The sequence below is a fragment of the Escherichia sp. E3659 genome, assembly GCF_005781135.1.
Lineage (GTDB): Bacteria > Pseudomonadota > Gammaproteobacteria > Enterobacterales > Enterobacteriaceae > Escherichia.
In genome coordinates this window covers 1-24,610 of the sequence record NZ_VATQ01000004.1, presented here as the reverse complement: position 1 = coordinate 24,610, position 24,610 = coordinate 1, and the positions used below count along the sequence as shown (strand labels likewise).

Here is a 24,610-nt window from a genome sequence, read left to right as displayed (position 1 = left end):
ATGATGAAAGTTTTGCGTAGTGGGATCGTGACGATGCTGCTGTTGGCTGCCTTCAGTGTTCAGGCAGCTTGCAACTGGCCTGCCTGGGAGCAGTTCAAAAAGGATTACATCAGTCAGGAAGGGCGCGTCATTGACCCCAGTGACGCACGCAAAATTACCACCTCTGAAGGGCAAAGCTACGGCATGTTCTTTGCCCTGGCGGCTAATGATCGTGCGACATTTGACAACCTACTTGACTGGACCCAGAACAATCTTGCTCAGGGGGCCTTAAACGAACATTTGCCTGCCTGGCTGTGGGGCAAAAAAGAGAACAGTAAGTGGGAAGTGCTGGACAGCAATTCGGCCTCTGATGGTGATATCTGGATGGCCTGGTCGTTGCTTGAGGCGGGGCGATTGTGGAAAGAGCAACGTTATACCGACATCGGCAGCGCATTGTTAAAACGCATTGCGCAAGAGGAAGTGGTGACGGTGCCGGGGCTGGGTTCGATGCTGTTACCGGGAAAAGTCGGCTTTGCCGAGAATAACTCCTGGCGTCTGAACCCGAGTTATCTACCACCGACGCTGGCACAGTATTTCACCCGCTTTGGCGCGCCCTGGACTACGTTGCGCGAAACGAATCAACGTTTGCTGCTGGAAACTGCACCGAAAGGTTTTTCGCCTGACTGGGTACGTTATGAAAAAGATAAAGGCTGGCAGCTGAAAGCTGAAAAAACGCTGATCAGCAGCTATGACGCCATTCGCGTTTATATGTGGGTCGGCATGATGCCAGATACTGATCCGCAAAAAGCACGGCTGTTAGCGCGTTTTAAACCGATGGCGACATTTACTGAGAAGAACGGCTATCCGCCGGAGAAAGTTGATGTCGCTACGGGTAAAGCGCAGGGGCAAGGGCCGGTAGGTTTTTCTGCGGCTATGTTGCCGTTTCTTCAGGACCGTGACGCGCAGGCTGTACAGCGCCAGCGTGTGGCAGATAACTTTCCTGGCAGCGATGCCTATTACAATTATGTGCTGACCCTGTTCGGACAAGGCTGGGATCAACACCGTTTCCGCTTCTCGACAAAAGGTGAGTTATTGCCTGACTGGGGCCAGGAATGCGCAAATTCACACTAAACATCCTCACACTTTCCCTCGGTCTGGCTGTGATGCCGATGGTCGAGGCGGCGCCAACCGCCCAGCAACAGTTACTGGAGCAGGTACGAGTTGGCGAAGCGACTCACCGCGAAGACCTGGTGCAGCAGTCGCTGTATCGTCTGGAGCTTATTGATCCGAATAACCCGGACGTCGTTGCTGCCCGTTTTCGCTCTCTGTTACGGCAGGGTGATGTTGATGGGGCGCAAAAACAACTCGACCGATTGTCGCAATTAGCGCCGAGTTCAAACGCTTACAAATCGTCGCGGACGACGATGTTACTTTCCACGCCGGATGGTCGCCAGGCACTGCAACAGGCACGATTGCAGGCCACCACCGGGCATGCGGAAGAAGCCGTGGCGGGTTACAACAAACTGTTCAATGGGGCGCCGCCGGAAGGTGATATTGCCGTCGAGTACTGGAGTACTGTGGCGAAAATTCCGGCTCGCCGTGGCGAAGCGATTAATCAGCTAAAACGCATCAATGCGGATACGCCGGGCAACACGGGCCTGCAAAACAATCTGGCGCTATTGCTGTTTAGCAGCGATCGCCGTGACGAAGGTTTTGCGGTGCTGGAGCAGATGGCGAAATCTAACGCCGGTCGTGATGGTGCTTCTAAAATCTGGTACGGGCAGATTAAAGACATGCCTGTCAGCGATGCCAGCGTGCAGGCGCTGAAAAAATATCTCTCAATATTTAGCGATGGCGACAACGTGGCTGCTGCACAATCGCAACTGGCAGAACAACAAAAACAACTGGCCGATCCTGCTTTCCGCGCTCGTGCGCAAGGTTTAGCGGCGGTGGATTCAGGCATGGCGGGTAAAGCTATCCCTGAGTTGCAACTGGCGGTGCGTGCTAACCCGAAAGACAGTGAAGCGCTGGGGGCGCTGGGCCAGGCGTATTCTCAGAAAGGCGATCGCGCCAATGCGGTGGTGAATCTGGAGAAAGCCCTCGCGCTGGACCCGCACAGTAGCAACAACGACAAATGGAACAGCCTGCTGAAAGTAAACCGCTACTGGCTGGCGATCCAGCAGGGCGATGCCGCGCTTAAAGCAAACAATCCTGATCAGGCGGAACGGTTATTCCAGCAGGCGCGCAATGTAGATAATACTGACAGCTATGCGGTGCTGGGGCTGGGTGATGTGGCGATGGCGCGCAAAGATTACCCCGCAGCTGAACGTTATTATCAGCAGACGCTGCGGATGGACAGCGGCAACACCAACGCCGTGCGCGGTCTGGCGAATCTTTATCGCCAGCAATCGCCAGAAAAGGCTGAAGCATTTATTGCCTCGCTCTCTGCCAGCCAGCGGCGCAGCGTTGACGATATTGAACGTAGTCTGCAAAACGACCGTTTGTCACAGCAGGCCGAAGCGCTGGAAAAACAGGGCAAATGGGCGCAGGCAGCAGCACTTCAGCGCCAGCGACTGGCGCTGGACCCCGGCAGTGTGTGGATTACTTACCGACTTTCGCAGGATCTCTGGCAGGCCGGACAACGCAGCCAGGCTGATACTCTGATGCGCAATCTGGCGCAGCAGAAGCCGAACGACCCGGAGCAGGTTTACGCCTACGGGCTGTATCTCTCCGGTCATGATCAGGACCGGGCGGCACTGGCGCATATCAACAGCCTGCCGCGCGCGCAGTGGAACAGCAATATTCATGAACTGGTGAACCGGCTGCAAAGCGATCAGGTGCTGGAAACAGCCAATCGCCTGCGTGAAAGCGGCAAAGAAGCCGAAGCGGAAGCGATGCTGCGTCAGCAACCACCTTCCACACGCATTGATCTCACCCTGGCCGACTGGGCGCAGCAACGGCGCGATTACACCGCCGCCCGCGCAGCTTATCAGAACGTCCTGACGCGCGAGCCAACTAACGCCGACGCCATTCTTGGTCTGACGGAAGTGGATATCGCTGCCGGTGACAACGCGGCGGCACGTAGCCAGCTGGCGAAACTGCCCGCCACCGATAACGCCTCTCTGAACACTCAGCGGCGCGTGGCGCTGGCGCAGGCGCAGCTTGGCGATACCGCAGCGGCGCAGCAGACATTTAACAAGCTGATCCCGCAGGCAAAATCTCAGCCGCCGTCGATGGAAAGCGCGATGGTACTGCGCGATGGTGCGAAGTTTGAAGCACAGGCGGGCGATCCAAAGCAGGCGCTGGAAACCTACAAAGACGCGATGGTCGCATCCGGTGTGACCACGACGCGTCCGCAGGATAACGACACCTTTACCCGACTGACCCGCAACGACGAGAAAGATGACTGGCTGAAACGCGGCGTACGTAGCGATGCGGCGGACCTCTATCGTCAGCAGGATCTTAACGTCACCCTGGAGCACGACTACTGGGGATCGAGCGGCACTGGCGGATACTCCGATCTGAAAGCGCACACCACCATGTTGCAGGTAGATGCGCCATATGCGGACGGACGAATGTTCTTCCGCAGCGATTTCGTCAATATGAATGTCGGCAGTTTCTCCGCCGATGCTGAGGGCAAATGGGATAACAACTGGGGTACCTGTACGTTGCAGGACTGTAGTGGTAATCGCAGCCAGTCGGATTCTGGCGCAAGCGTGGCAGTCGGCTGGCGAAATGACGTCTGGAGTTGGGATATCGGCACCACGCCGATGGGCTTCAATGTCGTGGACGTGGTCGGCGGCGTCAGTTACAGCGACGATATCGGTCCTCTTGGCTACACCGTTAACGCCCATCGCCGACCTATTTCCAGTTCATTACTTGCCTTCGGCGGACAGAAAGACTCTCCGAGCAATACCGGGAAAAAATGGGGCGGCGTACGTGCCGATGGTGTGGGGTTAAGTCTGAGCTATGATAAAGGCGAGGCAAACGGCGTCTGGGCATCACTTAGCGGTGACCAGTTAACCGGCAAAAATGTCGAAGATAACTGGCGCGTGCGCTGGATGACGGGCTATTACTATAAAGTCATCAACCAGAATAATCGTCGCGTCACTATCGGCCTGAACAACATGATCTGGCATTACGACAAAGACCTGAGTGGGTACTCACTTGGGCAGGGCGGCTACTACAGCCCGCAGGAGTATCTGTCGTTTGCCGTACCGGTGATGTGGCGTGAGCGCACGGAAAACTGGTCATGGGAGCTGGGCGCGTCTGGCTCATGGTCGCACTCGCGCACTAAAACCATGCCGCGTTATCCGCTGATGAACCTGATTCCGAATGACTGGAAAGACGACGCCGCTGACCAGACCAATGGTGGCGGTAGCAGCCAGGGCTTTGGCTATACGGCGCGAGCGTTACTTGAACGACGCGTCACATCCAACTGGTTTGTCGGCACGGCGATTGATATCCAACAGGCGAAAGATTATGCGCCAAGCCATTTCCTGCTCTACGTACGGTATTCTGCCGCCGGATGGCAGGGCGATATGGATTTACCGCCACAGCCGCTGATACCTTACGCCGACTGGTAAGTTTTCAGATAGCGCCTCTCTTAATGCCGCTGCGATCGGGTATACTCGGGCGGCAGTCTGGGATTTCCGGGGGAGAGATAATTTGCGCGTTAGTCGTTCGTTAACAATCAAGCAGATGGCAATGGTGGCGGCCGTTGTCCTGGTGTTTGTCTTTGTTTTTTGCACCGTTTTGTTGTTCCACCTGGTACAGCAGAATCGCTATAACACGGCTACGCAACTGGAAAGCATTGCTCGTTCTGTCCGCGAACCCTTGTCCTCAGCCATCCTCAAAGGGGATATTCCCCAGGCGGAGGCCATTCTCTCCAGCATCAAACCTGCGGGCGTGGTCAGCCGCGCAGATGTGGTGCTGCCTAACCAGTTCCAGGCGCTGCGTAAAAGTTTTATTCCCGAACGCCCGGTGCCGGTAATGGTTACCCGACTGCTCGAACTACCGGTGCAAATCTCGCTGGGCGTCTACTCGCTGGAGCGCCCGGCAAACCCACAACCGATTGCCTATCTGGTGTTACAGGCGGATTCCTTCCGCATGTATAAGTTCGTGATGAGTACGCTCTCCACGTTAGTGACCATTTACTTACTTTTATCGCTCATCCTGACAGTGGCGATTAGCTGGTGTATTAACCGACTGATATTACATCCTTTACGCAATATTGCTCGTGAGCTGAACGCCATTCCACCGCAAGAGATTATCGGCCATCAGCTGGCGCTGCCGCGTCTGCATCAGGACGATGAAATAGGCATGCTGGTGCGCAGTTATAACCTTAACCAGCAACTGTTGCAGCGCCATTATGAAGAGCAGATCGAAAACGCGATGCGCTTCCCGGTGTCGGACTTGCCAAACAAAGCCCTGCTGATGGAGATGCTGGAACAGGTGGTGACGCGTAAACAGACGACTGCGCTGATGATTATCACCTGCGAAACCCTGCGCGACACCGCCGGTGTGCTGAAAGAGGCGCAGCGGGAAATCCTGCTGCTGACGCTGGTGGAAAAACTCAAGTCGGTGCTGTCGCCGCGCATGGTTCTCGCGCAGGTCAGTGGCTATGACTTCGCTGTTATCGCCAACGGTGTGCAGGAGCCGTGGCACGCTATTACGTTAGGTCAGCAAGTACTCACTATCATGCGCGAGCCTTTGCCGATTGATCGCATTCAACTGCGCCCACACTGTAACATCGGCGTGGCGATGTTCTATGGCGATATCACCGCCGAACAACTTTATGGTCGTGCTATTTCTGCGGCGTTTACTGCTCGTCATAAAGGGAAGAATCAGATTCAGTTCTATGATCCGCAGCAGATGGAAGCCGCTCAACAGCGGCTGACGGAAGAGAGCGATATCCTTAATGCTCTTGAAAATCATCAGTTTGCGATTTGGTTACAACCACAAGTTGAGATGACCAGCGGTAAATTAGTCAGCGCGGAAGTGTTATTGCGTATCCAGCAACCGGATGGGAGTTGGGACCTACCGGATGGGTTAATTGATCGTATTGAGTCTTGTGGACTGATGGTTACCGTCGGTCACTGGGTGCTGGAAGAGTCATGCCGACTGCTTGCCGCCTGGCAGGAGCGCGGCATTATGCTGCCATTATCGGTGAACATCTCAGCTCTGCAACTGATGCACCCGAATATGGTGGCGGATATGCTGGAACTGCTAACACGCTATCGTGTTCAGCCAGGAACGCTGATTCTGGAAGTGACAGAAAGCCGACGTATTGATGACCCTCACGCGGCGGTGGCAATCCTTCGTCCGCTGCGCAGCGCCGGAGTACAGGTGGCGCTGGATGATTTCGGTATGGGCTATTCAGGGTTGCGTCAGTTGCAGCATATGAAATCTCTCCCGGTGGACGTTTTGAAAATCGACAAAATGTTCATTGATGGTTTGCCGGAAGATAGCAGCATGATTGCCGCGATTATCATGTTGGCGAAAAGCCTGAATCTGCAAATCATTGCTGAAGGCGTAGAGACAGAAGCACAACGTGACTGGTTGGCAAAGGCGGGCGTTGGAATTGCCCAGGGCTTCCTTTTTGCACGTCCACTTCCCATTGAAATCTTCGAAGAAAGTTACCTGGAAGAAAAATAGCTACCCCAAACTGATTACAAAACTTTAAAAAGTGCTGGTTTGTGCGAGCCAGCTCAAACTTTTTAACCTTTTTGTTTCAATTATGATCCAGGTACATTTCTGTGATGTTGTCTGGGTGTTATTTTAAGGCCGCAGGTACCCCATAACCTTACAAGACCTGTGGTTTTACTAAAGGACACCCTATGAAAACCTCTCTGTTTAAAAGCCTTTACTTTCAGGTCCTGACAGCGATAGCCATTGGTATTCTCCTTGGCCATTTCTACCCTGAAATAGGCGAGCAAATGAAACCGCTTGGCGACGGATTCGTTAAGCTCATTAAGATGATCATCGCTCCCGTCATCTTTTGTACCGTCGTCACTGGCATTGCGGGCATGGAAAGCATGAAGGCGGTCGGTCGTACCGGCGCAGTCGCACTGCTTTACTTTGAGATAGTCAGTACCATCGCGCTGATTATTGGTCTTATTATCGTTAACGTTGTCCAGCCAGGTGCTGGAATGAACGTCGATCCGGCGAGTCTGGATGCGAAAGCGGTAGCCGTTTACGCCGCGCAGGCGAAAGACCAGGGCATTGTCGCCTTCATTATGGATGTCATCCCGGCGAGCGTCATTGGCGCGTTTGCCAGCGGTAACATCCTGCAGGTGCTGCTGTTTGCCGTACTGTTTGGTTTTGCGCTGCATCGTCTGGGCAGCAAAGGCCAGCTGATTTTTAACGTTATCGAAAGTTTCTCGCAGGTCATCTTCGGCATCATCAATATGATCATGCGCCTGGCACCGATTGGGGCGTTCGGGGCGATGGCATTTACCATCGGTAAATACGGCGTCGGAACACTGGTGCAGCTGGGACAGCTGATTATCTGCTTCTACATCACCTGTATCCTGTTTGTGGTGCTGGTACTGGGTTCAATCGCTAAAGCGACCGGTTTCAGTATCTTCAAATTTATCCGCTACATTCGTGAAGAACTGCTGATTGTGTTGGGAACATCGTCTTCCGAATCGGCGCTGCCACGTATGCTCGACAAGATGGAAAAACTCGGCTGCCGGAAATCGGTGGTGGGGTTGGTCATCCCGACAGGCTACTCGTTTAACCTTGATGGCACATCGATATACCTGACGATGGCGGCGGTATTTATCGCCCAGGCCACTAACAGTCAGATGGATATCGTCCACCAAATCACGCTGTTAATCGTGTTGCTGCTTTCTTCTAAAGGGGCGGCAGGGGTAACGGGCAGTGGCTTTATCGTGCTGGCGGCGACGCTTTCAGCCGTAGGCCATTTGCCGGTGGCGGGGCTAGCGCTGATCCTCGGTATTGACCGCTTCATGTCGGAAGCTCGTGCGCTGACTAACCTGGTCGGTAACGGTGTAGCAACCATCGTGGTCGCTAAGTGGGTTAAAGAACTGGACCACAAAAAACTGGACGATGTGCTGAATAATCGTGCGCCGGAAGGCAAAACGCACGAATTATCCTCTTAATCTCACCACTTATGCCCGCACTCCCTTCCCCGAGTGCGGGTGTTTGCGCATAATTGCCCCCTGTGCCTGAACTTACCACCTGGGTGAGTTCAGGTTTATTTCACTTCTTCCGTGACATTTTCATATTCTTGCGGTCTAACACGAAGTGTTTTTAATGTCATTTAGACTGACCGACAACGGGCAGTTTTTTATTACCAGGATAGTTGATCAGGGGTTCACATGCAGGGCACAAAAATTCGACTTTTAGCGGGCGGTTTGCTGATGATGGCCACTGCTGGCTATGTGCAGGCAGATGCGCTCCAGCCTGATCCAGCATGGCAACAGGGGACGCTCTCCAACGGTTTACAGTGGCAAGTGCTGACCACGCCCCAGCGTCCCAGCGATCGTGTTGAAATTCGCCTGCTGGTTAATACCGGTTCGCTCGCCGAAAGTACCCAACAGAGCGGTTATAGTCATGCCATTCCCCGCATCGCGCTGACGCAAAGCGGTGGCCTTGAAGCGGCACAGGCACGTTCACTGTGGCAACAGGGGATCGACCCTAAGCGCCCGATGCCGCCGGTGATCGTCTCTTACGACACCACGCTGTTTAATCTTAGTCTGCCAAATAACCGCAACGACTTGCTGAAAGAGGCGCTCTCTTATCTGGCAAATGCCAGTGGCAAACTGACTATCACGCCAGAAACCATCAACCATGCGCTGCAAAGTCAGGACATGGTGGCAACCTGGCCTGCCGACACCAAAGAAGGCTGGTGGCGCTATCGTCTGAAAGGATCAACCTTGTTAGGTCACGATCCTGCCGATCCGCTGAAACAACCCGTTGAAGCAGAAAAGATTAAAGACTTCTACCAGAAATGGTACACCCCGGATGCAATGACGCTGCTGGTGGTGGGGAACGTTGATGCGCGCTCGGTTGTAGACCAAATCAACAAAACGTTTGGCGAACTGAAAGGCAAACGTGAAACACCGGCTCCGGTGCCGACGCTTTCTCCTCTGCGTGCGGAAGCGGTGAGTATTATGACCGATGCGGTACGTCAGGACCGGTTATCCATCATGTGGGATACGCCGTGGCAGCCGATTCGTGAATCAGCCGCACTGCTGCGCTACTGGCGTGCGGACCTGGCCCGTGAGGCGCTGTTCTGGCACGTTCAGCAAGCATTAAGCGCCAGTAACAGCAAAGACATCGGTCTTGGATTTGATTGCCGTGTGCTGTATCTGCGTGCGCAGTGTGCCATCAACATCGAGTCACCAAACGACAAGCTGAACAGCAACCTTAATCTGGTGGCGCGTGAGCTGGCGAAAGTTCGTGACAAAGGTCTGCCGGAAGAAGAGTTCAACGCTCTGGTTGCGCAAAAGAAACTGGAGCTGCAGAAATTGTTTGCCGCCTATGCACGAGCTGATACCGATATTCTGATGGGCCAGCGGATGCGTTCGTTGCAAAATCAGGTTGTCGATATCGCACCGGAGCAATATCAGAAACTGCGCCAGGATTTCCTTAACAGCCTGACGGTGGAGATGTTAAATCAGGATCTGCGTCAGCAGTTGTCGAACGATATGGCGTTAATTCTGTTGCAGCCGAAAGGCGAGCCGGAATTTAACATGAAAGCGTTGCAGGCGGCCTGGGATCAAATCATGGCCCCATCGACTGCGGCTGCGACCACATCTGTTGCCACGGATGACGTCCATCCTGAAGTGACGGATATTCCACCCGCACAGTAATAAATAACCCGGCAGCGTTTCTTCTGCGCTGCCGGGATTAACGGTAATGAATAACGTAGTCTGAATGATATGCGTCAGCAGTTTTCGCCAGTCCGTAAGGAGGGCCTTTCTCATCCCTGTAAGGTTATTTCTTCAGATCCTTCTTAAACACTGGTTCTGGACAATCACGACCAAAATGCGCAGCCCAGTCAAAAGCTTTACCGTTTTTCACGTAGCGTTGATAAATTAATGCACCGGTTTCTGGATCAAGATATCTGACCCAACTTGCAGCATGGCATAACACGGCGGCCCATGTCTGGGTTTTGGGGTGAAGTAAATCGGCAGATTGTCCGGCCCATTCCGCAGCCTGCCAGCGGTAATGCAAAAAGTGATCATCAGCTGTGGGGATTGCGTGGCGAATACGTTTTTTTTCTTTACGACTTATCCACTGATCGTTATTGCTGTATTCATAGGGGGACGAATACTGCCCACTGGTAATGGCATAATCGGGATACATTTCATAAGCCACCAATTCGATACCACTGAAACGCAAAAGCCGCGCAGCTTCATATTGCGCTTGAGCGCGTTGCTTATCAGGGATGTTTTTATTTTTCGCTATCGCCATTAAATCAGCCAGTTTTTGTGCGGCCTGGCGATACTCGGGAATATCAAACCAATTGATGGCCTGCTGATATTGACCATGACGTATTAATCGTCTCCCTAATAGTGTACGTAATTTAACATCCGTTGGAATGATATCAGGCGAAATATAATAACCATAACTGCTATTGTTTAAATCTACAGGTTTTAAAGGGCGCTGAGGTGCCGGTACGTTATTTTCAACAAACGCCTGTAACTCCGGCAAGGTTAAAACATTTTCTGCAACCCAGGCTAAATCGGCCCAATAGAGATCTTTAGCCTGGTAAAACAATACGGTGGCCTGAAGATAATCATCGCGTTTTAATGCCAAAATCGCCTGTTCACTGGCAATACGACAAGATGGGATAGTAACTTTATCTCCATGATAATAAGGACTTTCCGGGTCCATACTTCCCCAGACTTCATCGGTAGGGAACTGCGGGGCTGCGCGAGCATAGTGACGCGTTGCCAGTGGAATATCTCCGGCTCGTAATGCCAGTTTTGCTTTTAACCATTCGCTTAAGCCACTTTCTGGTGCATCCTGCAACAGCATTTGTGCTAACGAATAATTTCCTGCCCGATACGCCAGCGCTGCCAATCGATCGCTATAACTAAATCCTTTCATTCTGTGTTGACTTAGCAACTTAATTAAACGGTCGCGATGTGTCGGACAGGTATAATCTACAAGGTCTTTAGTACAGGCTTCGCTGTCATATCCCCAGTCTTGACGAATAAAGAGCTCTGCGATTACCAGTTGCTGTACCAGCGGATCATCAATAACCGACTCCAGCAGTGGTAAATTTTTCTCCCTGGTAATATACAGCGAAATCATCCGCAGCGAAGTTTTCCCGGTGGGCGACCCCTGGGCCGCTTGTCGGGCATAAATTTTTACTGCTGCAGCTACATCACCTTTGCTCAGATAATAATGCCCAATCTGACCGAGACTGGCGAGAGAGAGCTGCTCAGGATCGGCTGCGCCATTACGGACTTCTTCAATGATTTGCTGATAACGCTGTATGGCCTGCTCAGCAAGTACCTGATTAAATCCGCCTTTATTGATTATAAGATCGAGATCGTCGTCAGTGGCATCAAATCCCCCCCTTGCCAGACTATATAGCGCAGCAAGACGCCATTCCCCTTGTTCTGTTTTCGGCAAGGCTAATAATTGCCGAAAGTAAGGGCTATCGTATTTTCCCTGATGAAAATCCTTAGCTCCTGAATAATAAAGCCTCTGCGCATCAGATAATGGTTTCTGCAATTTTTGCGCGATTTCCAGTGACCGATTTTGTACAGGAGGCTCAACATCATCATCTGTATTTGTCTGCGGTGCTTCATCGGGCGTATTTTCATGCCATATTGGTAAATCAGGATCGCGTTTAGCCAACTGTTGTACTTCAAAGACAAAACTGCCATTTGGCATTTCCAGCAGTGCGCTATTACGGTCGGTTAACAGATGGTTAGGAATAAATGGTCCACAGGCATTAACGTTGGCGCTAATTAGTGAGAGAAATATAACAACGGAAAGCCGCGATATTTTAGGGGATAACATTGAACTCTCCTTGTAGTTTTTGATTGCAGCGCGCCCATCCCAGCGGACTGCTTTCTCCGGCTCGCAGCTGCCTGGCGCTTACTCGTGCAAAATTCAGGCTGGATGAGCCAGGTTGCACCTGATAGTGGCTGGCTCCATCAGCGAATAGACAATCTGCATTGGGTAGAATTATTTTTTTCGGCAACGGCGCATCAATTTCGCCGCTGTTTTTAATAGCCAGATCAAAAAGCTGTTCGTCTGCATGTTGAGCAATAATTAACGACCAGCGTGGGGTTAGCGGGTGATGTTGAATCACGGCTTCCAGCGTTGTCAGTGACCAGGCGCGGCGATCGCCTGCTAGCGGCAGCCGAAACCATACCAACCCCTGTAATCCACGCGGTGGGTGCTGTTCTAAATATTGAATGAAATCGGCAATGGTTTGCGGCGACACACTTAATTCACGCATCCCTTCGGCAACGTATAACGGAGCTTCACTCTCGACGCGATTATCACTGGTGAGCGCGGAGCCGTAAGCGGGTAATGCGATGAAAAAAGGATGCGTGGTTTGTCTGGCATATTGCTTTACCCAACGCTGCGCCAGACTGGCATCTAACAGGCCTTTTTCGGGCGATAGCACGTTATGTACCTGCAAAACCGAAGTGTCTGCAATGCGCAATAATCGGGCGAGATGTGGTGAATCAAGCCAGGTGGGCAGGGCGGTAACGCTAAGTTTTATATTTGTAGGAAGTACCTGATGTAACGCACTAAGTAGTGTCAGATATTCCGGCAATTTTGCTGTTGGCGCGTCATAATCAATTTCCACCCCTGCCAGCGTAATACCTGCCTTTTGCCACTCACGTAGGGTCTGTTGAATATGCTGGATAACTTGCTGGTTATTAAACCGTGTAAGCTGGCCATCGAGTCGCGCGACCAGCCAGACCGGGCGACCATCTTGCTTAATAAGTGAAGTATTAACCGTAAAGTGTCGGGTGCCTTCTTGCGGGTGAAATTGCATCCCGAGTATGCGTAGTGTAGAGAAAAGCGGGCGACTTCGTTTGAGTGCCTCGGGATGTTCTGCCGTCCAGACGCGTTGCCAGATATAGACTTGCTGATCAAAGCGGAGCGATTGTGAAGGGGTAAATAAAATATGCAGCCCGTAGCCCAGGCAGAGCAGAAGAAGTGAAGCTGCAAAAATCCTTTTGCAAGATGTCATATTGTTACGGCATTACGATTATCAATAGGCTGATAGTGTACCGTTGTAACTATTAACGGAGAACGAATATCTACCCGTTCTCCGTCAAAAACCATTATTCTGGCATCGCCTCACGCGGGATAATCGCGCCGCGATACTGAATAACGGTACTTGCAGTTAAATGCCCACGTTTCGCGGCATCTTCCGCACTACCGCCTGTCAGACGTACCGCCAGATAACCGGCGCTGAAAGAGTCGCCAGCTGCGGTGGTATCGATCACTTTTTCTTTCGGCAATTTCACCGCCGGAACATCCACTAACCCTTCACCAGCAATGGACACCAGGCAAGAATCCGCCCCGCGTTTCACCACCACTTCTTTCACGCCTGCTTTATGGGTGCGCGCAATGACGTCTTCCACCGGTTGTTGACCCCACAGCGCGTCTTCGTCGTCCAGCGTCAGGAAGGCGATATCCGTGCATTCCAGCATTTGCTGATACACCTGCTGCGTTTCTTCTTTACTGGCCCACAGGCGCGGACGGTAGTTATTGTCGAAAATCACTTTTCCGCCGTTGGCGCGGCATTCGCGCAGCAGAGCAAGCAGCTTCTCGCGGCTGGTTGGGCTTAAAATCGCCAGGCTAATCCCGCTAAGGTAGAGATAATCGAATTTCGCCAGCTCTGCGCAAATCGCCGCTGACTGCTCGCTCTCCAGCCAGAATTTTGCCGCGGCTTCGTTACGCCAGTAGTAGAACGTACGTTCGCCAGTGTCATCGGTTTCAATGTAGTAAAGTCCCGGCAGGCGGTTTTCCATCCGTTGGGTCAGGGAAGTATCAACGTTCTCGCCGTGCCAGGCGTCCAACATCTGCTGACTAAAACTGTCCGTTCCCAGCGCCGTCACGTAATGAACGGTTAATGCCGCAGGATCGACCTGACGGGCGATGTAGACGGAGGTGTTCAGGGTATCGCCGCCGAAACCGCGCTTAACGTCTGCGCCTTTCTCGGAAAGCTCAATCATGCATTCGCCAATCACGGCAATCTTTTTGGACATAGTCGTGAACCTGATCTGTAAAAAAATTAGCGTTAGTTTGCGCTGTGGTGGTTTGTTGGTCAACTATATTAAAACACTGTTCCATTATTTTTTTGAGCCAGAACGTATTCCTGGAAGATTTCGCCGCAGGACGGGCAAATTTAGCCGCTTCGGGCGGTAAAGTTCTGACGTTGCGCGCCGATAACATTTGTCGAGTCCGGGCAGCATCACTTTTAAACACAGGACATCTTCGATGATAAGGCAGGTTATTCAGCGAATAAGCCATCCTGAAGCAAGTATCGAAAGCTTGCAGGAACGACGCTTTTGGTTGCAGTGTGAACGTGCTTACACCTGGCAACCGATTTACCAGACATCCGGTCGGTTGATGGCCGTAGAGCTATTAACGGTCGTTACTCATCCCGAGGATCCTTCGCAACGACTGCCGCCGGATCGTTATTTTGCTGAAATCACCATCAGACATCGTATGGATGTGGTGAAAGAACAGATTGATTTACTGGCGCAAAAAGCCGTGTTCTTTGTTGAGCATGGGCTGCTGGCATCGGTTAATATCGATGGTCCGACACTTCTCGCCCTACGTCAGCAGCCGGAAATTTTGCGTCAGATTGACCGCCTTCCCTGGCTGCGTTTTGAACTGGTAGAACATATCCGCCTGCCAAAAGATTCAACCTTTGCCTCGATGTGTGAATTTGGCCCGCTATGGCTTGATGATTTTGGCACCGGGATGGCAAATTTCTCCGCGCTAAGTGAAGTCCGTTATGACTACATTAAAATCGCTCGCGAACTGTTTGTGATGCTGCGCCAGTCGCCGGAAGGCCGCACGCTCTTTTCGCAGCTTTTACATCTAATGAATCGCTATTGTCGCGGGGTGATTGTCGAGGGCGTGGAAACGCCGGAAGAGTGGCGCGATGTACAGAACTCGCCCGCATTCGCCGCACAAGGCTGGTTTCTTTCGCGTCCGGCACCGATAGAAACGCTGGATACGGTGGCTCTGGTGGTGTAGCCGCCTCATTTTCCGCCTGGCTGGACTATCTTTAGGACTGGCCCAGGAAGAATATGAGGAAGCGAACTATGAGCAAGGCAGGCAAAATAACCGCTTCGATTTCAGGGGCTTTCTTGTTGTTGCTCGTCGTGGCGATCATTTTGATTGCGACTTTTGACTGGAATCGACTCAAACCGACCATCAACCAGAAAGTCTCTGCGGAGTTGAATCGCCCGTTCGCTATTCGTGGCGATCTGGGCGTGGTATGGGAGCGGCAAAAACAGGAAACCGGCTGGCGCAGCTGGGTGCCGTGGCCCCATGTACACGCGGAAGACATCATTCTCGGCAACCCGCCAGACATTCCCGAAGTCACAATGGTGCATCTGCCACGGGTAGAAGCAACGCTGGCCCCTCTGGCGCTGCTGACCAAAACGGTCTGGTTACCGTGGATCAAACTGGAAAAGCCCGACGCACGCCTGATTCGCCTCTCAGAAAAGAACAACAACTGGACGTTTAATCTCGCCAGCGATGACAACAAAGACGCGGATGCAAAGCCGTCGGCGTGGTCGTTTCGGCTGGATAATATTCTGTTCGATCAAGGGCGGATCGCCATTGATGACAAAGTCAGCAAAGCGGATCTGGAAATTTTTGTCGATCCATTAGGCAAGCCGTTGCCGTTCAGTGAAGTCAGCGGATCGAAAGGTAAGAACGAGAAAGAAAAGGTGGGCGATTACGTTTTTGGCCTGAAGGCGCAGGGACGTTATAACGGCGAACCGCTCACTGGCACGGGAAAAATCGGCGGTATGCTGGCGCTGCGTGGCGAAGGGACGCCGTTTCCGGTACAGGCTGATTTCCGCTCTGGTAACACCCGTGTTGCTTTTGATGGTGTAGTGAATGACCCAATGAAAATGGGCGGCGTCGATTTACGGCTTAAATTTTCCGGCGATTCGCTGGGCGATCTCTATGAACTGACGGGCGTTCTGCTGCCTGATACCCCACCGTTTGAAACCGATGGTCGGTTGGTAGCGAAAATCGACACGGAAAAATCGTCGGTCTTTGATTATCGAGGCTTTAACGGGCGTATTGGCGATAGCGATATTCACGGTTCTCTGGTCTACACCACCGGTAAGCCACGGCCAAAACTGGAAGGTGACGTCGAGTCGCGGCAATTGCGGCTGGCAGATTTAGGGCCGTTAATTGGCGTTGATTCCGGTAAAGGAGCGGAAAAGTCAAAACGGTCTGAACAGAAGAAGGGCGAAAAAAGCGTTCAGCCTGCGGGCAAAGTGCTGCCGTATGACCGCTTCGAAACCGATAAATGGGATGTCATGGATGCCGATGTTCGCTTCAAAGGCCGTCGTATTGAGCATGGCAGCAGCCTGCCGATTAGCGATCTTTCTACCCATATCATCCTCAAAAACGCTGACCTACGCCTGCAACCGCTGAAATTTGGCATGGCGGGCGGCAGCATTGCGGCGAATATTCATCTGGAAGGCGATAAAAAGCCGATGCAAGGGCGGGCAGATATTCAGGCTCGTCGACTGAAACTGAAAGAACTGATGCCAGATGTGGAACTGATGCAAAAAACGCTGGGGGAAATGAACGGTGATGCGGAACTACGCGGTAGCGGTAACTCAGTGGCGGCGCTTTTGGGGAACAGTAACGGTAACCTGAAACTGTTGATGAATGACGGGCTGGTGAGCCGCAACCTGATGGAGATTGTCGGGCTGAATGTCGGTAACTACATTGTCGGTGCGATTTTCGGTGATGATGAGGTGCGGGTGAACTGCGCGGCAGCAAATCTGAATATTGCCAACGGCGTGGCGCGTCCGCAGATTTTTGCTTTTGATACTGAGAACGCGTTGATTAATGTTACCGGCACGGCAAGTTTTGCTTCGGAACAGCTGGATTTGACTATTGATCCGGAGAGTAAAGGGATTCGGATTATCACGCTGCGTTCGCCACTGTATGTGCGTGGGACGTTTAAAAATCCGCAGGCTGGGGTGAAAGCCGGGCCGTTGATTGCCCGAGGTGCCGTTGCGGCGGCACTGGCAACGCTGGTGACGCCAGCTGCGGCCTTGCTGGCGCTGATCTCACCTTCCGAAGGGGAGGCTAATCAGTGTCGGACGATTTTGTCGCAGATGAAGAAGTGATGATAATTGCCGGATGTCTGACATCCGGCAATTAAACAGATTTAGATTGTTGGCAAAGTGCGCTTTGTTCATGCCGGATGCGGCGTGAACGCCTTATCCGTCCTACAAATCCACGCGAATTCAATATATTGTATGGAAATTCAGGCCAGATAAGCGTAGCGCATCAGGCTTTTCACTCTTATTACAACGACTGATGTCGCGTCTCATGCGTCAGCAGCAGGGCGATTAACGTCAAGCCAGCCATTGCCGCCAGATATAACCCCACCGCACCTAACCCATAGTTAGTTTGTAACCAGGCCGCGATATACGGCGCAACGGAAGCCCCGAGAATCGACGATACGTTGTAAGAGAATGATGCTCCGGTGTAACGCACTTCTGTCGGGAACAGCTCTGGTAACAGCGCGCCCATCGGCCCGAAGGTCAGCCCCATCAGGCTTAACCCCAGCAGCAGGAAAGCAAAAACCAGAATCGGATTGCCAGAACCGAGCAGTGGATTAAAGGCGAACAGCGCGAACAGGATGATAAGCGTCGTGATGATCACCATGCTTTTACGCCGCCCAAAGGCATCGGCCAGCAATCCGGCTACTGGTACCATCACGCCAAAACCAATAACTGCCATCATCAGCATCCACAGCACTTCATTACGCGGCAGGCCAAGCCCAATTGGCGCGGCGGCGGTACTGAAGGTCATTGAGTAGACGGTCATGATGTAAAACAGCGTATAGGTTGCCAGCATGATGAAGGTACCGAGCACCGTGACGCGTACGTGTTTGGTCAGCAGAGTACCCAGCGGGATCTTCACCTGCTTTTTCGCTTTAGCGACTTTCTCAAACACCGGTGACTCATGCAGCGACACGCGAACATACAGGCCGATAATGACCAGCACCGCCGAGAAGATAAACGGCACGCGCCAGCCCCAGCTCATAAACTGCTCATCAGTCAGCAGCCAGGAAAGCAGCAGAAAAGTGCCGTTAGCAAAGAAGAAGCCAATCGGTGCGCCCAGCTGTGGGAAAGAGCCGTACAACGCACGTTTACGTGGTGGTGCGTTCTCGGTTGCCAGCAGCGCTGCGCCACCCCATTCACCGCCTAATCCCAGACCCTGCCCAAATCGAGCCAGTGCCAGCAGCAGCGGGGCGAAAATACCAATCGTGGCGTAGCCCGGCAGCAGACCAATCACCACTGTTGAAATCCCCATCGTTAGCAACGAGGCGACCAGCGTCGCTTTACGCCCAACGCGATCGCCGAAATGACCAAATACGGCAGAACCGATTGGGCGTGCGACGAAAGCGATGGCGAAGGTGGCGAGCGACTGTAGCGTCGCTGCCGCCGGATCGCCCTGCGGGAAGAAGATATGCGGGAATACAATAACGGCCGCAGTGGCGTAAATGTAGAAGTCGAAGAACTCAATGGCCGTGCCAATGAGGGAGGCGACAAGGACTTTATTACGTGAGTTTATCGGCTTGTATTCTTGCTCGTTGTCGAGTGTTGTGGCTGTTGCTTGCATAATCTTTTCTTATTTTTTGGCGAACGAATAGCCATATTACGCACAGCAAAAGTGATATTTCAATGTGTAACAAATCGCGGAAAAGGTTAAAAACCAGGCAAAAAGTGGATAATGTTTAGACGAGTGATTTTTCTTCTATGAAATGCTTCACACAATTTCATAAATGGTGGATAAAACTGGTTTCAGGTTAAATAAAAGTTACCAACTGGATTTATATGCTGGGTTTATGAGTTGGTGTGAAATTGTTGGCTCCCGAAGAGATGGCTGAAGAGGTCCAGGGGAAGAGTTTCAGGTAGTTATGTGCGCATTATAGCCGGATGCGATGCTGGTGCATCTTATCCGGCCTACGGGGAGCCAGGTCGAATAAGACGTTTACGCCGCATCCGACCTATTTTAATGCTGCGTTTTCCCCGGCATTCGCGGGTCGTCTTTGTATTCGGCGGTGGCAATCCACGCCGCGCAAAACAACGTCAGACGGGCAAAGAAGTAAAAAAACGCCATCAGCCCCAGCACGGAACCAAATGCCGCGCCAGAGGGGGATTTCATCAACGACGGCAGGGTATACGTCATCACGATTTTAATTACTTCAAAACCAATAGCCGCGATGAATGTTCCACGAATCAGCGCCTTTTTACGCGGGCGATGACGCGGAAGACGCCAGAAGATCCAGAAGAAAAGCAGATAGTTGGCGAAGATAGAAATCGCCATGCCAATCAACCGCCACGTCGGTTTCAGCCACTCAATACTGTTAAGGTGCAGGGCGCTAATAATCATTTGCTGCGCCGAACCGGCAACCGAGGTTATTGAAAGCGTGACAATCAGCGCAATCAATAAACCAATCAGCGAAATAAAATCACGCAGATACTTAACCCAAAACTTCTCCTGATCTTGCGGTGAACGTTCCCAAACATCACGCGATTGAGCGCGAATTGCTTCACGCAAATTTCCCATCCAGTTAATCCCGGAATAAAGCGCCACCGCCAGGCCGACAAGCCCTACGGTCGTACGCTGCTGAACGGCGGTGTTGATGGTATTTTTCAATGTGGCCGCCAGCGTCGGATCGCTGATGTTTTGCAGAATTTTGTCGAAGATATCCTGCAACAGCATCGGATGGGAGGCCAGCACAAAGCCCCCTGCGGCAAACGACACCATCAAAATCGGGATCATCGATAAAAACGAGAAATAAGTGATTGCCGCGCCAAACTGGTTACCCAGCCGATCATTGAAGCGTTCTGTCGCGCGTATCAGGTGCGCGATGATGGGTTGACGTTGGACTTTCCCGGCAGTGGTGGTGACGGTTTCCAACGCCTGACTGACTTTGCTGCCTTTATCGCTATTATCCAGATGTTTAATCGGCTCGTGCTCCAGATCCTGGGTGGGACGTTTGATCTCGTTTTCCTGCGTCATCCGCTCTTTAGTCCTTCTTTCGTTGTCTGTCTTAAAAAGTATAGTCGGTCAGTCCAGGTGCTCTTTGATTACGCCAGCCAGCCACTGCATAAACAGATTTACACGGCGGGAAAGCTCCCGACGCTGGGGATAAACCAGAGAAATGGATAGCGGCTCGGCGCGGTAGTTGGGCAATACTTCAATAAGCCGCCCGGCGCGTAGGGCTTCGCGCACGGCGACGCGGGGGATTTGAATGATACCCAGACCCGCCAGGCCGGCGGCGAAATAGGTTTCGCTACTGTTTACCGTCAACATGCCGCCGGACTTAAACCACTGGACGCCATTACTGGTGGCAACCTCAAAACCTAATGGATGCGCGCCCAAATGCGGCGTGTAATGCACCACCGCGTGCGAAGTCAGATCGTCCACACTTTGCGGATAACCAAAACGCGTCAGATAGTGCGGGCTGGCACAGTTGACCATCGTCAGTTTGCCGAGGGGGCGGGTAATAATACCCTCGTCGGGCAACGAGCCCGTGCGCATCACGCAATCATAGCCATCCCGAAGAATATCAATCGCCCGGTCACTGCTACTTAATTCCAGTTCAATCCCTGGGTACTGATGAAGAAATTCTGGCAGGCGCGGCAGCAACAGGGTTTTCGCAATTCCGAGCGGGATATCGACGCGTAATTTGCCGCTGATGCTGGTGGTATCCTGCTGAAACAGGCCGTCCAGTTCGTTGAGATTACTCAACACATCTTTCGCTCGTTGGTAATAGGTCATGCCGTCGGGGGTAAGTTTGACTCGCCGCGTAGTGCGATGCAGCAACTGGGTGCCAAGCTGATGTTCCAGTGCCTGTATCTGGCGCGAAACACTTCCCTTTGGCAAAGCAAAGAAATCCGCTGCACGGGAAAAACTTTCCAGCTCTGCGACCTTAATGAACAACTGCATTGCGTGAATTTTATCCATTTCTTTGACCGATTGTTGTTCACAGCGAAACAGTAACGCGCATAGCGCATTATTTATTGTTTTTTCTAGCATCTAATGCAAGGTTTCACAATGTAGTAATGATTAATACCGGTATTTTTTAGAAGGAAATGGCTGATAAGCTTCACTGGAAAGGAAAAATAACGCTTGAAAGACTGTCTTTTCAGCAATTTCCTGCAAAATAGTAAATGCAGTATTGGCTTTTCGTGCGCAATTTAATCGTTTTGCGGTCAGGTATTTAGCCAGCTCTCGCGAAAATCACAGTTTATTTGAATGCCTGTCAGACGAAGATATAAGGATTTCCTCAAAAATGTTTTAAATAATGCCCTCGACATGTAATTTCAGGCTGTCAGCTGTAACTATTTATATCGGTAACTATTTTCCACATTGCATATCTGTAGAATGGCTACCGCCAAATGGCGAATTCTTATTTTGCCTCTCGGGTAATACCCTTCCCCTACTTAAGAGTTTTAACGTATCCAGGTGGAGATTCAGTAATGCATATAATCATGTTTGACAGGCAGTCAATATTTATTCACGGAATGAAAATCAGCTTACAGCAGCGTATTCCAGGAGTGAGTATTCAGGGCGTCGATCAGGCAGATGAACTGTGGCAAAAACTGGAAAGCTCCCCTGAAGCCTTAGTCATGCTTGATGGCGATCAGGATGGTGAGTTTTGCTACTGGTTACTGCAAAAAACCGTAGTGCAATTTCCTGATGTTAAAGTGTTGATAACGGCGACGGATTGCAGCAAACGATGGTTACAGGAAGTTATCCATTTTAACGTGATGGCAATTGTACCGCGTGATTCAGCCGTCGAGACGTTTGCATTGGCGGTAAATAGCGCGGCAATGGGAATGATGTTTCTGCCCGGAGACTGGCGAACTACACCGGAAAAAGACACAAAAGATCTCAAATCGCTAAGTGCCCGCCAGCGGGAAATTTTAACTATGCTGGCAGCAGGTGAATCAAATAAAGAGATCGGCAGGGCGCTAAATATCAGTACCGGAACGGTTAAAGCGCATCTGGAGTCGCTTTACCGCCGCCTGGAAGTGAAAAACCGCACTCAGGCGGCGATGATGTTAAATATCGCCTCCTGAAGAGGGTAATTTTATAGCCAGCAGGTTGTTCGTGGCTGGCTGTAAAACTATTACGGTTCGCCGTACAAACCTATCAGGCGCCGTACCACACCGTTGGTCCAGCCAAATCCATCCTGCAACGGATATTCGCCCCCGCCGCCCTCACGGGGAATGCCATCGGCAATATGGTATTTCTCGATCAGTTTGTGGTGTTCCAGGTAAAACTGGTTCACTGTCTTCAGCCAGCTACGCGCGATTTCATCACCCAGATAGTCATCGCCGTACATTTTAAATCCCTGAATCGCCATCCACTGCAATGGCGCCCAGCCGTTGGGTTTATCCCACTGTTCTCCGGTTTCATACTCGCTCGCCAGAATCCCTCCCGGCGTCAGTAAACGGCTACGTACGGCGTTTGCCAGGCGGTCTGCCTGTTCGTGATTCGCCATGCCCACGTATAACGGCACAATAGCGGCAGCGGAAAAGAGGGCTAACTGCTCGCGCCGCCAGTCGTAATCGCGGTAGATGCCGTTTTCATCATCCCAGAGATAACGGTTAACTGCATCGCGGCGGGCGCTGGCTTTCTGGCGGAACAGCGTTTCTGTCTCTTTCTCACCTTTCAGCGCCGAGATGTTGGCAATGGCGCTCTCCAGTTTAAACAGGAAAGCATTAAGGTCGATGGGGATGAATTGGGTAGTGCGAATGCTTGCCAGACGACCCGCGTCACGTAGCCAGCGTGATGAGTAATCCCAGCCAGAAGCGGCCCCTGCGCGTAAATCGCGATACACCTCGTTAGGCGGGCGACCGGAGTGTTTCGCGGTTTCCACATCTTCCAGCCAGGATTCATCGCGCGGCGTGTCGCGGTCATCCCAATAACGGTTGAGCAGGGCGCCGTCCGGCATCCGCACCACATGGCGATAGGCCTGATTCGGAATCAGTGATTCTGCGCCGTCCATCCAGAAGGCATATTCCATTTTTAGATGATCAAGGTAACGGCGTGCACCGCGCACACCATCTTCTTCAAATAGCTCCACCATCAACGCAAAAACCGGTGGTTGCGAGCGGCTCAAATAATAGGTGCGGTTGCCGTTGGGGATATGGCCATAGTTTTCTATCATCCAGGCGAAGTTGTCGGCCATGCATTTCAGTAGATCCTCACGCCCGCTCTCTGCCAGCCCCAGCATGGTGAAATAGGAATCCCAATAGTAGGTTTCGCTAAAACGGCCCCCCGGGACAATGTACGATTGCGGTAGCGCCAGCAGGGAGGACCAGGGAATATGATCCTGGGGTTCGCGGGTTAGCACCGGCCATAGTTGGTCGATATGCTCTTTCAGAGAATTTTGCGGGTCTGATACATACTCGCTGGAGTAGACTTCCGGCAGCCAGAAGTGCTTTTCAACAAACTGGCGTAAGTCGAAATCGCGATGACGGCGCACTTTACGATAGCGGATTAAGATATCCAGCGGGTCCATTTTGGGGGCGCAGTCAGGGAAGGTTTTGCTGTCAGGGAAAATTTTCGCCGACTGGACATGCTCGAACAGTTCGAGATAACGATCGGCAGGGGTCAGTGCATCAGAGGCGGGTAGCCCCTCAATCATCTCGGGTTCTGGCTCTGCCTCAATCATCTCATCCAGTTTTAATTCATACGGATCCAGCTCATAGCAGAGATCGACTTCGATCATCCGTTCATCTGGATTAAGGTTTTGAATTTTCTGATTGAGCATAAGGATCCGACCTCCGAAATTCGTCTCTAATTATCGGGCTTTCCTTTAAGAGTAGTCATTCGCTACGGTCGATGGGGGATGAAGTGTGCGGAAGATCACGTTTATTAATGTGTCAAAAAATATAACTCCTTAATATACAAAGAAAATGGGTGATAAACGTTTTTTTGCAAAATTTCATTTTCGGAACATTCACGCACTCTATGATAAAAGCAAGTACATCGTTGTTGTTACAAATAAGAGTAGCGGTTATCTGTGTAAGAATGTCGAAGGAAGTAAAATCTATTTGGTAATTAAAGAAATAACAGGAATTCTTCAATTATATATTTGAAATTAATTTTGTAATTTCTGGTGTCAATATTAATAGTGTTCTCTTATTATATAGATAAATCAATTTTATGCTTAGGATTTTGTTATTTAAATTATACCCGTAACCCCTTGCGCCCATTCCAGATAAATCCTACTTTTTTATTGCCTTCAAATAAATTTAAGGAGTTCGAAATGGACCAGAAGCTGTTAACGGATTTCCGCTCAGAACTACTCGACTCGCGTTTTGGCGCGAAGGCAATTTCTACTATCGCGGAATCTAAACATTTTCCGCTG

General features: G+C 51.6%; 16 protein-coding genes. 9 read left to right on the top strand and 7 right to left on the bottom strand.

All coding sequences use genetic code 11. The features are described 5' to 3' along the window. Positions 1 to 3 precede the first annotated feature (3 nt). The 5 genes from bcsZ to FEK47_RS04505 all read left to right on the top strand — a co-directional run bounded on the left by bcsZ (position 4) and on the right by FEK47_RS04505 (position 9,821). Positions 4 to 1,110: a cellulose synthase complex periplasmic endoglucanase BcsZ gene (gene bcsZ, locus FEK47_RS04525; protein WP_131161492.1), complete on the top strand. Its 1,107-nt coding sequence runs from the start codon at positions 4 to 6 to the stop codon at positions 1,108 to 1,110. After that, positions 1,092 to 4,565, top strand: a complete 3,474-nt coding sequence (gene bcsC / locus FEK47_RS04520) for a cellulose synthase complex outer membrane protein BcsC (protein WP_138183120.1) — start codon at positions 1,092 to 1,094, stop codon at positions 4,563 to 4,565. The genes bcsZ and bcsC overlap by 19 nt, the downstream gene beginning before the upstream one ends. Before the next feature lie 82 nt (positions 4,566 to 4,647). After that, positions 4,648 to 6,636 (top strand): biofilm formation regulator HmsP, encoded by a 1,989-nt coding sequence (hmsP, locus tag FEK47_RS04515; RefSeq protein WP_135487076.1) that lies wholly within the window; start codon positions 4,648 to 4,650, stop codon positions 6,634 to 6,636. A gap of 182 nt (positions 6,637 to 6,818) precedes the next feature. Beyond that, complete coding sequence (gene dctA / locus FEK47_RS04510) at positions 6,819 to 8,105, top strand: C4-dicarboxylate transporter DctC (protein ID WP_130216296.1); 1,287 nt, start codon at positions 6,819 to 6,821, stop codon at positions 8,103 to 8,105. Positions 8,106 to 8,324: 219 nt separating this feature from the next. Further along, positions 8,325 to 9,821 carry a pitrilysin family protein gene (locus FEK47_RS04505; protein WP_135487077.1) on the top strand — a complete coding sequence of 499 codons (1,497 nt, stop codon included), beginning with the start codon at positions 8,325 to 8,327 and terminating at the stop codon, positions 9,819 to 9,821. A gap of 124 nt (positions 9,822 to 9,945) precedes the next feature. Here the strand turns inward: FEK47_RS04505 and FEK47_RS04500 are convergent, their stop codons facing one another. The 3 genes from FEK47_RS04500 to kdgK all read right to left on the bottom strand — a co-directional run bounded on the left by FEK47_RS04500 (position 9,946) and on the right by kdgK (position 14,204). Continuing rightward, a complete protein-coding gene (locus FEK47_RS04500; RefSeq protein WP_135487078.1) occupies positions 9,946 to 11,988 on the bottom strand; it encodes a hypothetical protein in 2,043 nt (680 codons plus the stop codon). Further along, on the bottom strand, positions 11,975 to 13,180 hold the full coding sequence (locus tag FEK47_RS04495; RefSeq protein ID WP_135487079.1) for a DUF3142 domain-containing protein: 1,206 nt from the start codon (positions 13,178 to 13,180) through the stop codon (positions 11,975 to 11,977). Before FEK47_RS04495 ends, FEK47_RS04500 begins: the two co-directional genes overlap by 14 nt. Positions 13,181 to 13,274: 94 nt before the next feature. After that, a complete protein-coding gene (gene kdgK / locus FEK47_RS04490) occupies positions 13,275 to 14,204 on the bottom strand; it encodes a 2-dehydro-3-deoxygluconokinase (protein ID WP_135487080.1) in 930 nt (309 codons plus the stop codon). A gap of 232 nt (positions 14,205 to 14,436) precedes the next feature. Between kdgK and pdeH the strand changes: the two genes are divergently transcribed. Both pdeH and FEK47_RS04480 read left to right on the top strand, forming a co-directional pair. Next, positions 14,437 to 15,204: a cyclic-guanylate-specific phosphodiesterase gene (pdeH, locus tag FEK47_RS04485; protein WP_130210126.1), complete on the top strand. Its 768-nt coding sequence runs from the start codon at positions 14,437 to 14,439 to the stop codon at positions 15,202 to 15,204. 68 nt (positions 15,205 to 15,272) lie between these two features. Beyond that, on the top strand, positions 15,273 to 17,333 hold the full coding sequence (locus FEK47_RS04480) for an AsmA family protein (RefSeq protein ID WP_138183119.1): 2,061 nt from the start codon (positions 15,273 to 15,275) through the stop codon (positions 17,331 to 17,333). 181 nt (positions 17,334 to 17,514) lie between these two features. On the opposite strand, the gene FEK47_RS04475 is transcribed toward FEK47_RS04480, so the two are convergent. From FEK47_RS04475 to FEK47_RS04465, 3 genes are all read right to left on the bottom strand, one after another. Continuing rightward, entirely contained in the window at positions 17,515 to 18,837 is a 1,323-nt protein-coding gene (locus FEK47_RS04475; RefSeq protein ID WP_130216306.1) for an MFS transporter, read from the bottom strand. A gap of 393 nt (positions 18,838 to 19,230) precedes the next feature. Continuing rightward, positions 19,231 to 20,244 carry an inner membrane protein YhjD gene (gene yhjD, locus FEK47_RS04470; RefSeq protein ID WP_138183118.1) on the bottom strand — a complete coding sequence of 338 codons (1,014 nt, stop codon included), beginning with the start codon at positions 20,242 to 20,244 and terminating at the stop codon, positions 19,231 to 19,233. A 48-nt stretch (positions 20,245 to 20,292) separates the two neighbouring features. Continuing rightward, entirely contained in the window at positions 20,293 to 21,192 is a 900-nt protein-coding gene (locus tag FEK47_RS04465) for a LysR family transcriptional regulator (RefSeq protein ID WP_205713529.1), read from the bottom strand. 515 nt (positions 21,193 to 21,707) lie between these two features. Between FEK47_RS04465 and FEK47_RS04460 the strand changes: the two genes are divergently transcribed. After that, a complete protein-coding gene (locus FEK47_RS04460; RefSeq protein WP_064527789.1) occupies positions 21,708 to 22,310 on the top strand; it encodes a response regulator transcription factor in 603 nt (200 codons plus the stop codon). A gap of 50 nt (positions 22,311 to 22,360) precedes the next feature. On the opposite strand, the gene FEK47_RS04455 is transcribed toward FEK47_RS04460, so the two are convergent. Further along, positions 22,361 to 24,010, bottom strand: coding sequence for an alpha,alpha-trehalase (locus tag FEK47_RS04455; protein ID WP_135487082.1), 1,650 nt, complete (start codon positions 24,008 to 24,010; stop codon positions 22,361 to 22,363). 498 nt (positions 24,011 to 24,508) lie between these two features. Between FEK47_RS04455 and FEK47_RS25340 the strand changes: the two genes are divergently transcribed. After that, positions 24,509 to 24,610 (top strand): hypothetical protein (locus FEK47_RS25340; protein ID WP_240730969.1); only part of this gene is annotated, 102 nt, incomplete at its 3' end.